This is a genomic window from Armatimonadota bacterium, assembly GCA_031459855.1.
In the GTDB taxonomy this organism is placed as follows: Bacteria; Sysuimicrobiota; Sysuimicrobiia; order Sysuimicrobiales; family Humicultoraceae; genus Fervidifonticultor; species Fervidifonticultor primus.
In genome coordinates this window covers 2,691,577-2,704,917 of the sequence record JAVKHP010000001.1, presented here as the reverse complement: position 1 = coordinate 2,704,917, position 13,341 = coordinate 2,691,577, and the positions used below count along the sequence as shown (strand labels likewise).

Annotated in this window: 11 protein-coding genes and 1 other RNA gene; 9 read left to right on the top strand and 3 right to left on the bottom strand. The window is 72.6% G+C overall.

Translation table 11 applies throughout. The features are described 5' to 3' along the window. Positions 1-4: 4 nt before the first annotated feature. Positions 5-598, bottom strand: a complete 594-nt coding sequence (locus QN157_12390) for a hypothetical protein (protein MDR7556388.1) — start codon at positions 596-598, stop codon at positions 5-7. Between the two features lie 10 nt (positions 599-608). After that, the gene (locus QN157_12385) at positions 609-881 is read right to left on the bottom strand and encodes a DUF4242 domain-containing protein (GenBank protein ID MDR7556387.1); all 273 of its coding nucleotides are present in this window, start codon (positions 879-881) and stop codon (positions 609-611) included. Positions 882-1,080: 199 nt separating this feature from the next. Between QN157_12385 and QN157_12380 the strand changes: the two genes are divergently transcribed. From QN157_12380 to QN157_12340, 9 genes are all read left to right on the top strand, one after another. Continuing rightward, a complete protein-coding gene (locus tag QN157_12380) occupies positions 1,081-3,708 on the top strand; it encodes a LuxR C-terminal-related transcriptional regulator (GenBank protein MDR7556386.1) in 2,628 nt (875 codons plus the stop codon). Positions 3,709-4,130: 422 nt separating this feature from the next. Continuing rightward, positions 4,131-5,402 carry a histidine--tRNA ligase gene (hisS, locus tag QN157_12375; protein ID MDR7556385.1) on the top strand — a complete coding sequence of 424 codons (1,272 nt, stop codon included), beginning with the start codon at positions 4,131-4,133 and terminating at the stop codon, positions 5,400-5,402. Next, a complete protein-coding gene (gene aspS / locus QN157_12370; protein MDR7556384.1) occupies positions 5,399-7,174 on the top strand; it encodes an aspartate--tRNA ligase in 1,776 nt (591 codons plus the stop codon). The genes hisS and aspS overlap by 4 nt, the downstream gene beginning before the upstream one ends. 197 nt (positions 7,175-7,371) lie before the next feature. Continuing rightward, positions 7,372-7,560, top strand: a non-coding RNA gene (ssrS, locus tag QN157_12365) — 6S RNA. Positions 7,561-7,624: 64 nt separating this feature from the next. Next, positions 7,625-8,983, top strand: a complete 1,359-nt coding sequence (locus QN157_12360; GenBank protein MDR7556383.1) for a replication-associated recombination protein A — start codon at positions 7,625-7,627, stop codon at positions 8,981-8,983. A gap of 55 nt (positions 8,984-9,038) precedes the next feature. Further along, a complete protein-coding gene (gene mnmA / locus QN157_12355; GenBank protein ID MDR7556382.1) occupies positions 9,039-10,151 on the top strand; it encodes a tRNA 2-thiouridine(34) synthase MnmA in 1,113 nt (370 codons plus the stop codon). Continuing rightward, positions 10,135-10,458 carry a YtxH domain-containing protein gene (locus tag QN157_12350; protein MDR7556381.1) on the top strand — a complete coding sequence of 108 codons (324 nt, stop codon included), beginning with the start codon at positions 10,135-10,137 and terminating at the stop codon, positions 10,456-10,458. The genes mnmA and QN157_12350 overlap by 17 nt, the downstream gene beginning before the upstream one ends. Before the next feature lie 67 nt (positions 10,459-10,525). Next, a complete protein-coding gene (locus QN157_12345) occupies positions 10,526-11,908 on the top strand; it encodes a CCA tRNA nucleotidyltransferase (protein ID MDR7556380.1) in 1,383 nt (460 codons plus the stop codon). Next, complete coding sequence (locus tag QN157_12340) at positions 11,895-12,047, top strand: hypothetical protein (GenBank protein MDR7556379.1); 153 nt, start codon at positions 11,895-11,897, stop codon at positions 12,045-12,047. Before QN157_12345 ends, QN157_12340 begins: the two co-directional genes overlap by 14 nt. A 133-nt stretch (positions 12,048-12,180) precedes the next feature. On the opposite strand, the gene QN157_12335 is transcribed toward QN157_12340, so the two are convergent. Beyond that, entirely contained in the window at positions 12,181-13,335 is a 1,155-nt protein-coding gene (locus QN157_12335; GenBank protein MDR7556378.1) for a fructose-1,6-bisphosphatase, read from the bottom strand. Positions 13,336-13,341: the final 6 nt, after the last annotated feature.

Here is a 13,341-nt window from a genome sequence, read left to right as displayed (position 1 = left end):
CGCATCAATCCTTATTGAACGGGGTTAGCAGCGGGTTGAACTCCGCGAACAGGCCGTCCGGGTTGGGATACCAGATCCAAAAGTGCAGTGTGACGAGCGGGGGATGCCAGAAGTTGAACGCGGCGCCAGTCTTGGCGTTGGCGTGGCCGCACTTCGCCTGGACATTCGCCATGACGAACGAGCCGTCCTTATAGTGGCAGGCCGCGCCGAATGAGCCGTAGCGTGCTCCCTGGATGGGCGGGGTGGCGGGCCTCGTCGTCCACACCCACTCCACCGCGACGAGCTGCCAGGCGTCGCCGCCCCGTACGTAGACCAGGATCGGCGGCTTCGTCACGTCAAACCCCTCGATCTTGGGATTCAAGAAGTGATAACCCATGTTCGGGATCATGGGCGTGATGATCTCGTAACCGTCGGCCTTGGCGCGTTCCAGGTCGGTGGCGTACCTGGCCGTGGCCGCTCGCGCGGCCGCAACCTTGGACCCGACGTCCGCAGGCACTGCCGCGGGTGCGGCGGCCGGCAGGGCTGTGACGTGCGGCCCGAGTCCCCAGGCGGGGAGGGCGAGGGCAAGGACCAGCAAGGTCAGGGCAACGGTACGCATGGCTCTCCTCCTATCGATAGAAGTAGGGGTCGAGGACGGTCACCCGCGTGATGCGGTCCACCGGCAGCCCGTTGCGCTCGGCGGCGCGGCGGATCGCCTCCGGATGGGGGCCGTCATAGATGCAGAAAGTCTTGCTCTTGTCGTCGGTGACGTAGGAGTGGATCCAGGTGACGCCGAGGTCGGCGTTGCGGTCCACCACGTGCAGGCAGGCCGCGGTGCCTTCTTCGGTCACCGGGATCCGGAGGCCGTCACCGAAGGTTCTCTCGACGAGGTATCGGGGCATTGGCTCACCTCCTGGCAGTGTCCCGGCCGGTCGAGTGGATGATGGCACGGGCCGCGGCACCGGCTCATCGGGGAGATCCCCTATCTTGGGAGGATGGGATCCCCATCTTGCGGACGGCTCGGGGGGCCCCACGTCCCTGTAGGGTGGAGGAGCCTCCCGCCGCACTACAGAAGTCACGCGCCGGGCGTAGGGTGAGTCAATGGCCAGGCTGCTCGAACGCGGCACCTACCTGCAGGGGCTCACGGCGCGGCTGGACGAGGCGCAGCGCGGCCGGGGCGCGCTGGTGTTCGTCGGCGGCGAGGCCGGAGTGGGGAAGACCTCGCTGGCCCGCCTGTTCTGCGACATCATGCGGGAGAGGGCGCGGATCGCGTGGGGCCGGTGCGAGCCGCTGTCCACCCCCAGTGCGCTGGGCCCCGTCCTCGAGATCGCCCAGGCCCTCGACGGGGGTGCGGCGCAGCTGCTGGAGACCGGAGAGCGTCGGGTGCAGACATTCCGGCTGCTGCTCGACGGGTTGAGCGCCCGCCCGAAGCCCGCGCTTCTGGTACTGGAGGACCTGCACTGGGCGGACGAGGCCACGCTCGACTTCGTCCGCTTCGCCGGCCGGCGCATCGCCAGCACCCGCGCGCTGGCCATCGCCACGTACCGTGACGACGAGGTGGGCCCCGACCACCCCCTGCGAATCCTTTTGGGCGACCTCGCGACCGCCGAAGGCGTGCACCGGATGACGCTGCCGCCGCTGACGGAAGCGGCGGTGCGGGTGCTGGCGGAAGGCAGCGGGCTGGACGCGGCGGCCCTCCACCGGCGTACTGGGGGCAACCCGTTCTTCCTGACGGAAATCCTGGACAGCGGCGGCACGGAGATTCCTGTGACGGTTCGAGACGCGGTGCTCGCGCGCGCGGCGCGGCTGTCGCCGGATGCCCGCGCGGTGCTGGACGTGTGCGCGGTGGCAGGACCCCGGATCGAACCGTGGCTGCTCGAGGCGATCGGGCATCACCCTCCCGAGGCCGTAGACGAGTGCCTGTCGCGGGGGATGCTGCGCTCCGAGGAGGGGTCGCTGACCTTCCGGCACGAGCTGGCGCGAGACGCATTCTTGACGGCGCTCTCCCCGCAGCGGGCACTGACCCTGCACCGCGCGGTGCTGGCGGCGCTGCGAGCGTCGTCGCTGGCGGCCCAGGACCCGGTCAGGCTGGCACACCACGCGGAGGCCGCGGGCGACGCGGACGCGGTCCTGGCGTTCGCACCGGAGGCCGGGCGCCGTGCTGCGTCGCTCGGTGCGCACCGGGAGGCCGCCGCGCAGTTCGAGCGCGCCCTACGGTTTTCGGCGGCGCTCTCGCCGCAGCGTCATGCTGAGCTTCTCGAAGCCTATGCGGAACAGTGCTGGATCACGGAACGGCTCTCGGAGTCGATCGCCGCCGACACCGAGGCGGTCCGCATCTGGCGCGAAGAGGGCGACTGCGGTCGAGAGGCCGTGGCTCTGCTCCGGCTGGCGCGGACCTACGTGCGGGACGGACGCAACGCCGAGGCGGAGCAGGCGAGCCTGGTGGCCCTCGAGATCCTCGAGGCGGGGCCGCCGTCGGCGCACCTCGCCGCCGCCTACCGAACGCGGGCGATGCTCCTCATGATGGACCGCCGGAATCCCGAAGCGATCGCGTTCAGCGAGCGGGCGGTCGAGCTGGCGCAGCAGTTCGACGACGTGGAGTCGCTGGCGATGGCCTACAACTTTCTCGGCGCGGCGGTGATCCTGCTGGGACGTCTGGAGGAGGGGCGGGCATTCCTCGAACGCAGTCTCACCCTTGCGCGGGACCGTGGCTTCGACCACCTGGTCGCGTGGGCGTACTGGAACCTGGGCAGTGCGCTGGGCGAGGTCTACGACGTCCGCAACGCGGACCACTACCTCACGGCGGGGATCGCGTACTGCGCGGAGCGCGACCTCGACACCTCGCGCTCGTACATGATGGCGTGGAAGTCGCTGGTCGATCTCTACCGCGGGCGGTGGGAGCCTGCGGCGGCGGAGGCCGCGGCGGTGCTGACCCGGCCGGGCACCGCGACGACGAGCCGGATCATGGCGCTGGTGGCGCTCGGCCGGCTCCACGCGCGCCGTGGCGATGCTGCCCGCGACGCGCTGGATGAAGCCCTGGCGCTGGCCTCCCGGACCGGGACGCTGCAGCGGGTTGCGCCGGCGCGGGCGGCCCGGGCCGAAGCGGCGTGGCTGGCAGGGGATTTAGGCAGGGCCGCAGAGGAGGCGCGCGCCGCCTACGACCTGGCCATGAGCCGCGCGCACCCGTGGTTCACCGGCGAGCTCGCATACTGGCGCTGGCGGGCCGGCGACCGATTCGAGGCCCCCGAGTGGCTCGCGGCCCCGTTCGCGCTGCAGATCGCCGGGCGCTGGCGCGAGGCCGCGGCCGAGTGGGAGCGCCTGGGATGCCCGTACGAGACGGCGCGGGCGCTGGCGGAGGGGGACGACGAGGATGCCCTGCGGCAGGCACTCCTGACGTACGAGCGGTTGGGCGCGCGACCGATGGCGGCGGTGACGGCGCGCAGGCTGCGGGAGATAGGTGCAGGCAGCATTCCACGCGGGCCGCGGCCCACGACACGCGCACACCCCGCCGGGCTGACCGCGCGCGAAGCGGAAGTCCTGGACCTGCTGGCCGAGGGGCTGCCCTACGCCAAAATCGCTGACCGGCTCCACCTGTCGCCCAAGACCGTCGAGCACCACGTCTCGGCCGTGCTGTCGAAATTGGGGGCGCGGACGCGAGCCGAGGCCGTCCGGGAGGCGGCGCGCAGAGGGTTGATCGTGCCATCATCCGCGCACCAGAGCGGCGCCTAGTGGCCTGAGTCAAGACCCAGCCGTCCGGAACAGTCAAACTCGGTGGACAACCGCGCGCGGGAGCCGCTGATGCCGTTGACCGGCAGCGGGCCCGCACTGCTACAATAGGAGCCGGTTTCGTCGCACCGGCGACGAGGGAGCGGAGTAGGTCCCGGCGCCCTGCAGAGAGGAGGCGCCCGTGCCGCGGGCTGGAAGCGCCTCCAGGTCTCCCGGGATCGAACGACGGCTCCGGAGCCGACGCCGCCTGACCGGGTGCGCGTCCGGGTTCGCCCGTGATCGCGAGCGAGGGGCCAGCCCGGGCCCGGACGGGCCCGGGCTGGCAAGCAGGGTGGCACCGCGGGAGCCGCGCGCTCTCGCCCCTGTGGGGCGGGAGCGCGCTCGTGTTTGGACGCGAGACGAGGGGAGGCAGCACCGTGGCGGAGATGCAGGCGCCGCGTGGCATGCGGGACGTCCTGCCGGGCGAGGTCGAGCGGTGGCAGGTCCTGGAGGCGCGCGTGCACGAGTTCGCCGCCCGCTACGGGTTCCGGGAGATCCGCACGCCGGTGGTAGAACACACCGAAGTCTTCCAGCGCACCGTGGGCGAGGCCACCGATATCGTCGAGAAGGAGATGTACACCTTCGCCGACCGCAGCGGGCGGTCGCTCAGCCTGCGGCCCGAAGGCACCGCGGCCGTCGTGCGCGCCGTCCTCGAGCATGGCCTGCGGCAGTGGCCGCAGCCGCTGAAGCTGTACTACGTGGCCAGCATGTTCCGGTACGACCGGCCGCAGAAGGGACGCTACCGCCAGCACACGCAGTTCGGTGCCGAGATCATCGGCAGCCCCGACCCCGCGGCGGACGCCGAGGTCCTCACCCTGCCCGTGCGGTTCCTGCAGGCGCTGGGGCTGGCGCACGTGGAGGTACGGCTCAACAGCGTGGGCGATGCCGCCTGCCGGCCACGCTACCTGGAGGCGCTGCGGGCGTACTTCCGGCCGCACCTGGACGCGCTGTGCGCAGACTGTCAGCGGCGTTTCGCCCACCAGCCGTTGCGGCTGTTGGAGTGCAAGCAGGACCGGTGTCGGCGGGTCGCCGCCGGCGCACCGGCCATCTTCGACCTGCTCTGCGCGCCGTGCGCCGCGCACTTCGCGGCGGTCCGCACCTACCTGGAGACCCTGGGCATTCCCTACGTGCTCGACCGGTTCATCGTCCGGGGCATGGACTACTACACCCGTACCGCCTTCGAGGTGTACTCGGGGCGGTTGGGAGCGCAGAACGCGGTGTTCGGGGGCGGCCGCTACGACGGGCTGGCCGAGCAGCTCGGCGGGACGCCCACGCCCGGCGTGGGCTTCGGCCTGGGCCTCGATCGGCTGCTGCTGGTCCTGGAGCAGGAGGAGCTCCTCCCGGCGCCGGCTCCTGGCGTCGAGATCATGGTGGTCACGATCGGGGAGACGGCGCGGCCGGCGGGGCTCCGGCTGGCCGACGAGCTCCGGGCGGCAGGGCGGCGGGTCGAGGTCGACCTCCTGGGGCGCGACGTCCGGGCCCAGATGCGCCACGCCCACCGCCTGGGCGCCCGCGTCGCCGTGATCCTGGGCGACGCCGAGCTGGCCGCCGGGACCGTAACGGTGCGCACCATGGCCACAGGACAGCAGGAGACCGTGGCGCGCGACGCGCTGCCAGCGTTGCTGCACGCCCGGCTCGACGAGGAGGTCACGCGGTGAGGACAGCGCTGCGGTCGCACATGTGCGGCGAGCTCCGGCCGGCCCATGCCGGGCAGCAGGTGCGGCTGGCCGGATGGGTGCACCGGCGCCGCGATCTGGGCGGGCTGGTCTTTCTGGACCTGCGGGATCGGGAGGGGATCGTGCAGGTCGTGGTGGACCCGCAGGCCGCGCCCGAGGCGGGCGCCGTCGCCGACGCCGTGCGCGCCGAGTACGTCGTCGGCGTCGAGGGCGCTGTCGTGCGTCGTCCCGCGGGCACCGAGAATCCCCGACTGGCCACGGGCGAGGTGGAGGTGCGTGCCCGGCGGCTGCAGATCCTGGCACCCTCGCTCGTCCCGCCGTTCGCGCCCGGCGAGGACGGGGCCGTGGACGAGGCGCTGCGGCTGCGCTACCGGTTCCTGGACCTGCGCCGGCCGCGCATGTACCGGAACCTCGTGCTGCGCCATCGGGTGGCCCTGGCCACGCGGCGGGTGCTGGACCGCCTCGGGTTTTTGGAGGTCGAGACGCCGATGCTGATCCGCAGCACGCCCGAGGGCGCACGGGACTTCCTCGTGCCCAGCAGGCTGCACCGGGGCTGTTTCTACGCCCTGCCACAGTCGCCGCAACTGTTCAAGCAGCTGCTGATGGTCGCGGGCGTCGACCGTTACTTCCAGATCGTCCGGTGTTTCCGCGACGAGGACCTGCGGGCCGACCGGCAGCCCGAGTTCACCCAGATCGACCTCGAGATGAGCTTCGTCTCCCAGGACGACGTGCTGACCGTCACCGAGGAGATGGTGGCGGCGGTCGTCGAGGACGCGACCGGCGTTCGGGTGCCGCGGCCCTTCCCACGCCTGTCCTACGCCGACGCGATCCGCCGCTACGGGACCGACAAGCCCGATCTGCGCGTGGCGCTGGAGATCACCGAGCTGACCGATCTGGCAGCCGCCGGCAGCGTGGAGCGGTTCCGAGCGGCGGTCGCCGCCGGGGGCGTGCTGCGGGGCCTGCGAGCACCGGGGCTTGCGGGGCTGGGGCGGCGCGAGGCGGAGGCCTGGGCGCAGGTGGCCACCGCCGCCGGCCTGAGCGGGCTGGCGACGATCGCCCTGGGCCCTGCAGGACCCAGAGGCCCGCTGGCGCGCCAGTTGACCCCTGGCGAACTCGACGCGCTCCGGGCGCGCCTGGGTGCAGGGGACGGGGACCTCGTGGTCCTGGCTGCGGGCCCGGAGCCGGCCGTCGCCGCGGCGCTGGGCAAACTGCGCCTGCTGGCGGCCGAACGCGGCGGTTGGAGGCCGGCTCCCACGGACTTCCGGTTCGTCTGGATCGTCGAGTTTCCGCTCCTTGAGTACAGCCCCGAGGAACGCCGCTACGTCGCGGTCCACCATCCCTTCACGGCGCCCCTGGACGAGGATCGGCCGCTTTTGGAGAGCGCGCCGGAGCGTGCCCGGGCCAAGGCCCACGACCTGGTGCTCAACGGGTTCGAGATCGCGGGCGGGAGCATCCGCATCCATGAGCGGGCGCTCCAGGAGCAGCTCTTCGCCCTGCTCGGGATCTCCGCGGAGCAGGCGCGGGCCCGGTTCGGGTTCCTGCTGGACGCCCTCCAGTACGGGGCGCCGCCCCACGGCGGGATCGCGTTCGGGCTGGACCGGTTCGTCATGGTGCTGGCCGGTGAGTCCAGCATCAGGGAGGTGATCGCCTTCCCCAAGACCGCAAGCGCTGTGGACCTGCTGACGGGCGCGCCCAGCCCGGTCGACGCCGCGCTGCTGGAGGAGCTCCACCTGCGGGTGGTAGACGGCGGCTGACCGGCTGCGTTCGGGCCATGGGCGCTCCCGCCGGGCGGGCACCGGCGGCCCGGCCGAGACGACGACCGCACGACGCGGGCGCGCGGGTTTCCATCCACCCGGCCGGCGATCGCCGCCCGGGTGCCACCGCCGCTGCATGGCTGCACAGCCGCGGTCGTTGCGAGAGCGCGGCCTCCGTGCTACGATACCCGTGGCAGGGTTCTCTGCCGTGTGCGAGGCGGGTCGGATAAGCTCCGATCCAACACCGAACGACAGGGAGCCGGACTCCGGCCGTTGGTGGCGCCCGCGGCATTGGTGATGCCGGTTGAAGCCCAGGCGGTCGGGAGGCACCCACCTGCGAGGGCAGGGTTCGGGAGCTTCGTCCCGTACGGCACGGCGGAGAACAGCGACAGCGGGCGGCCGTCCGGCCGCCCGCTGTATTCCTGGTGTCCGTGGTAGGATGGATCTGGCATGACGGTGTTCGCCGCGCATCGCCCTGGTCAGCCGCAGCCGCCCCTGGCCGCACGCATGCGGCCGCGCTCGCTGGACGAGTTCGTAGGCCAGACGCACCTGGTGGGCCCGGGGCGGGCATTGCGCGTGGCCATCGAGACCGGGCAGCTCCGCAGCCTGATCCTGTGGGGACCGCCCGGGGTCGGCAAGACGTCGCTCGCGCTGCTCATCGCATCCGCCAGCCGGGCGCACGTGGAGCAGGTGAACGCGGTGACCGCCGGTGTGGCCGACCTCCGGCGCGTCATCAGCGAGGCTCGAGACCGCCTGGCGTTTCACCAGCAGCGGACGCTGGTCGTCATCGACGAGATCCACCGCTTCAACAAGGCCCAGCAGGACGTCCTGCTCCCGCACGTCGAGGACGGGACCCTCATCCTGATCGGTGCCACCACCGAGAACCCGTTCCACGACGTTACCGCCACCCTGGTGTCGCGGTCGCAGGTCGCGCGCCTCGAACCGCTGTCCGACGACGAGATCCGGACCATCCTCGAGCGGGCGCTGACCGACGAGCGCGGTCTGGCACCGCTGGGCGTCGAGGTCGAGCCGGAGGCCCTGGCGCACCTGGTCCGGACGAGCAACGGTGATGCGCGGGTGGCGCTGAACGCGCTGGAGCTGGCGGCGGCCGCCGCCCCGGTGGTCGACGGCCGCCGCCGCGTGACGCTGCCGGCGGCGCTCGACGCGGCCCGGGGCCCGGTCCTGGTGTACGACCGCGCGGGGGACGCGCACTACGACACGCTCTCGGCGTTCATCAAGAGCCTCCGGGGCTCGGATCCCGACGCCGCCGTGTACTGGCTGGCCCGGATGCTGGCGGCGGGCGAAGACCCCCGCGTCATCGCCCGCCGGATGATCGTGCACGCCGCCGAGGACGTGGGCCTGGCCGACCCGATGGCACTGGTGGTGGCGGTGGCCGCCGCGCACGCCGTCGAGTACGTCGGCCTGCCCGAGGCCCGCTTGCCCATGGCCGAAGCGGCGGTCTACATCGCCACCGCGCCCAAGAGCAATGCGGTGGTGCGCGCCGTGGGCGCGGCGGCGGCGGATGTCGAGGAGCACCGCGCCGACCCCGTGCCCGTGCACCTCCGGGACACGAGTCATCCGCTGGCGGCCGCGCGGCTGGGCTACGGACGCGACTACCGGTACCCGCACGACTCCCCGGACGGGTTCGTGCGACAGGCCTACCGGCCCGCCGCCCTACAGGGACGCCGGTACTACGAGCCCACGCCCCATGGGTTCGAAGCCGAGATCCGACGGCGGCTGGCGCAGTGGTGGGGCGAGGAAGGGCCAGCGGCGGGACGGGCGGACGACGCCGCGGACGGTGGGCGTTGACACCCTGCCAGGTGGCGGCGACCATCGGGAAGACGTCGACGCACGGGAGGACACGATGACGCGCATCGCCGTGGCGATGAGCGGGGGCGTGGACAGCGCCGTCGCCGCCGCGCTCCTGGTCCAGGCCGGGTACGAGGTCGTCGGCCTGACGATGGACCTCTGGCCAGCATGGGTGGGCGCGCCGGACGCCGGCAGCCGGACGTGCTGCGGGGTCACGGCGGTGGAGGACGCCCGGGCGGCGGCCAGGGTCCTTGGCATTCGGCACTACGTGCTCGACCTGCGGCAGGCGTTCGAGCGTGCGGTCGTCGACTACTTCTGCGACGAGTACGCGCGGGGTCGCACCCCCAACCCGTGCGTCGCCTGCAACCAGGAGATCAAGTTTCGCGTCCTGCTCGACAGGGTCGTGGCGCTGGGGTGCGAGGCCCTGGCCACCGGCCACTACGCGCGGGTGGCGGTGGACCCGGACACCGGACGTTACCTGTTGCTGCGGGCGGTCGATCCCGCCAAGGACCAGTCGTATGTGCTCTACGGCCTCACGCAAGCGCAGCTTGCCCGCGTGCGGTTTCCCGTGGGCGACTACACCAAGCCCCAGGTCCGGGCGCTGGCGCGCCAGCTCGGGCTGCCGGTCGCCGACAAGCCCGACAGTCAGGAGATCTGCTTCGTGCCCGCAGGGCACTACGGCGAGCTGGTGGCCGCCCGGCGGCCTGAAGCGGGACGCCCGGGTCCCATCGTGGATCGGACCGGCCGGCAGGTCGGGATGCACCGCGGCATCGGCCGGTACACGGTCGGCCAGCGCCGGGGCGTGGGCGTGGCGACCGGGGAGCCCCTCTACGTGCTGGCCGTGGACGCGCCTGCCAACCGGCTCGTCGTGGGCCCGGGTAACGCGCTGGCAGCGGCGGGCATACGTGTGGGGACGGTCAACTGGATCGTGCCCCCACCGCCGCCCGCAGCGGTCACGGTCCGCGTGCGCCATGCCGCGGCCGAGGTGCCGGCGACGCTGCACGTGCGGGAGGACGGGCGGGTGGACGTGCGATTTGCGACGCCGCAGCGGGCGGTGGCCCCCGGGCAGGTCGCGGTCTTCTACGACGGGGTGCGGGTGCTCGGCGGCGGTATCATAGAAGTAGCGCTGCACGATGAGGAGGAGATGGATCATGAGCAGCCGCACTGACTTCGTCGCAGGGTTCATCCTGGGCGGGCTCATGGGAGCCGCGTTCGCGCTGCTGCTCGCGCCGCGGTCCGGCGAGGAGACGCGGACCCGGCTGCTCGAGTCGGCCGAGGAGTTGCGCGACCGCGCGCGGGAGCGCGCCGACCACGTCGTCCGCCGGGTGCGGACGACCGCCGACGAGCTGACCCAGCGCGGTCGGGCCAAGGTCGAGGAGAGCACGGCGCGCCTGCGGGAAGTCGTGGAACGCGGCCGCGAGCTGCTGGAGGAGCGTACCCACGGGGCTCGCGCCGAGGAGCAGCCCGACGCGTGACGCCGACCAGCTGAGGCCGTCCGGCGCGCTCCCGGAGACGATCGCGCCTGCGGCGCTGCGGGCGCAGTTGCCGCCGGCGCTGCGTCCCGGGCTCGACGTGGCGTTGCGCCTGTGGGCCGCTGGTTGGGAGACGTATCTCGTCGGCGGCGTGGTGCGCGACGTGCTCCTGGGCCGGACGCCCCACGATCTGGATATCGTCACCGCGGCCCCGCCCGAGGCGGTGACCCACCTGTTCCCCAGAACGGTCCCCCTGGGGGCGGCCTTTGGCGTCGTGGGCGTCGTGGCGGGCGAGCGCGTCTTTCAGGTGGCGACGTTTCGCCGCGAAGGACCCTACCACGACGGACGGCGGCCGTCGTGGGTGGAGTACGCCGACGTGCGCGACGACGTGCAGCGGCGTGACTTCACCGTCAACGCCCTGCTGTACGATCCCCGTACCGGCGCCGTCCTCGACTTCGTGGGGGGGCGGGCGGATCTGGCCGCCCGCCTGGTGCGCACGGTCGGCGAGCCCGCCGCGCGGTTTGCGGAGGACCACCTGCGGCTGCTACGGGCCGTCCGCCTGGCCGCGGAGCTGGAGTTCGCCATCGAGCCCGCCACGCTCGCGGCGATCCGCACCCTGGCACCGGCGATCGCCGGGGTCAGCGCCGAGCGCATCCGCGACGAGCTGGTGCGGCTGCTGACGGCGCCGGCACGGGCCAGCGGGCTGCGCCTGCTGCACGAGGTCGGCCTGCTGGCCGTGGTGCTGCCCGAGGTCGAGGCCACCGTGGGCGTCCCGCAGCCGCCGGCGTTTCACCCCGAGGGCGACGTCTTCACCCACACCTGTCTGGCGCTGCAGGCGCTGCGGGCGCCGACGCCGGTGCTGGCGCTGGCCACCCTGCTGCACGACGTGGGCAAACCGGTGACCATGACCGTGAGCGACCGCATTCGCTTCCACGGGCATGCGGAAGCGGGCGCGGGAATCGCCGAACAGGTCTGCCGTCGTCTGCGCCTGTCGGCGGCGGAACTGCGCGCCGTCGTCGCCCTCGTCCGCGACCACCAGCGGGTGGAGGACGTGCCGAAGATGCGGCCGGGCCGGGCCCGCCGGTTCCTACGCCGCGAGGACATCGACGACCTGCTCGAACTCTACCGTGCCGACTGCCTGGCGAGCCATGGCGACCTGGCGGTCTACGACCGCGTGATGGCCATGCTGCGGGAGGTGCGCGCCGAGGCGTCCCGGCCGCGGCTGCTCACCGGCCACGATCTCATCGCCATGGGGTACCGACCCGGTCCGCAGTTCGCCAGGATCCTCGAGGCAGTGGAAGACGCCCGCGCGGAGGGGCGCATCGCGACCGCCGAGGAGGCCCGGGCGCTGGTGCGGGCGCAGTTCCCGGCAGGAGGCGCCAGCGCCGACGCCGAAGCCGCCGGCCGGATATCCCAGGGCGGTGCATCCGGAGGCGACCGTGACGGAGCGTGACTACCTCGGCTTCACCCTGTGGTTCCTGGCGTTCATGGTCGCGGTGGGCGGCATGCTCCCCGTGGTCTGGCCCGGGCTGATCCGGTGGGTCGACCGTCTGGCCGCGCAGCAGGAGCACCCGCCCGAGGCGCACCACTGAGGCTGCCCTCCCGGAGGACGACGTCCAGGACGTCGCCCTCCACCGCGACCTCGGCGGGGGCGCACCGCGATGCCGACAACGGACGCGGGGGCAGGGCGCTGCTCGCGCCTGCCCCCGTGTGGCGTCGGCCGCGTCAGTCGGGGTCGCCGGCGTCGGCCCGGACACCCGCCGGCGCTGCCGGTTGACCGTCGCGAATCCGGAACTCCCGATCCAGGCGGCGCAGCCGTGCCACGATGCCGCCGTACTCCAGCTCCGAGTAGGGCAGCGTCGCTGGCTCGAAGAACCCCTGCCGGCGCATCTCCATGGCCTTGGCGGTGATCTGGGCCCGCACGTGGTGCCACACGGGGTCCGCGAACAGGTCGGCGGGCCCAGTCAGCCGGCCCTCGTGGACCGAGAAGCCCAGCGCGCACACCATTGGCACACAGAAGAACGTGGACGCCGGCGTGTTCATCGGCACCGGCATCAGCGGCAGGTTGTGGCTGCCGCGGGTGTCACCGCCCACGAACGCCCCTACGGCGAACGGCGGGCCGAACTCTTCGGTGGCCGGGAAGATCTTCTGGACCCGCACCACGGCCGGCGGGTCGTCCTTGCCCACGTACCGGCCCGCGATGTTGCGCAGCCGCGTCGTCCCCACCGCCGCCGCCTGCTCGGTGGGGTACTTGCGCGACCAGATGGACTCGATGGCGTACCGGTTGGTGTCGCGCAGCAGCGTCGCGATGTCGTAGAGGCGCTCGGGCGCATCCAGCACGATGATGCGGTCGCCCTCCGTGTGGTCCATGTCCATGATGTGGAAGGTGAACCCGTCGTGGAGGCCTTCCGAGAGCATGAGACCGGGCGAGTACATGGGGTCGGCGAACGCCAGGTACAGGGGCAGGTTGAGCGCCCCCGGCCCGCACTTGTCGGCCAGCAACACCATGAACGCTTCGTTGGGACGCTCCTCGAACTCCATCTCCGCGCTGCCGGGGCCCAGGCCCCGCACGTTCCCGGAGAACGCATCCTTGAGCATGTCCTGCCCGGCGCCGTAGAGGCCCTGGGCCTTCGCCTTCTCGGTGGCCTCCATGAAGATGTCCCAGGCCAGCCGGTGGATCTCGGGGTCGCTCGGCCCGCGGGTGTGGGTCATGATCAGCCCCAGGTCGTCGCCGCAGTGGCAGACGTACCCGTCGATGAGCAACGTGCCCCTGGCCTGCTCCACGCCCCTCCGCGCAATGGCCAGCAGCTCCGCACTGGGTACCGTGTGACCGCCGATGGCACCCACATCGGCCTTGATGACACTGACCGTGATCCGCATGCGCTC

Excerpts from the sequence above, each read along its gene's own strand:
- QN157_12390 (MDR7556388.1), bottom strand. The coding sequence starts at position 598 with ATGCGTACCGTTGCCCTGACCTTGCTGGTCCTTGCCCTCGCCCTCCCC.
- QN157_12385 (MDR7556387.1), bottom strand. The coding sequence starts at position 881 with ATGCCCCGATACCTCGTCGAGAGAACCTTCGGTGACGGCCTCCGGATC.
- QN157_12380 (MDR7556386.1), top strand. The coding sequence starts at position 1,081 with ATGGCCAGGCTGCTCGAACGCGGCACCTACCTGCAGGGGCTCACGGCG.
- hisS (MDR7556385.1), top strand. The coding sequence starts at position 4,131 with ATGCAGGCGCCGCGTGGCATGCGGGACGTCCTGCCGGGCGAGGTCGAG.
- QN157_12360 (MDR7556383.1), top strand. The coding sequence starts at position 7,625 with ATGACGGTGTTCGCCGCGCATCGCCCTGGTCAGCCGCAGCCGCCCCTG.
- mnmA (MDR7556382.1), top strand. The coding sequence starts at position 9,039 with ATGACGCGCATCGCCGTGGCGATGAGCGGGGGCGTGGACAGCGCCGTC.
- QN157_12350 (MDR7556381.1), top strand. The coding sequence starts at position 10,135 with ATGAGCAGCCGCACTGACTTCGTCGCAGGGTTCATCCTGGGCGGGCTC.
- QN157_12335 (MDR7556378.1), bottom strand. The coding sequence starts at position 13,335 with ATGCGGATCACGGTCAGTGTCATCAAGGCCGATGTGGGTGCCATCGGC.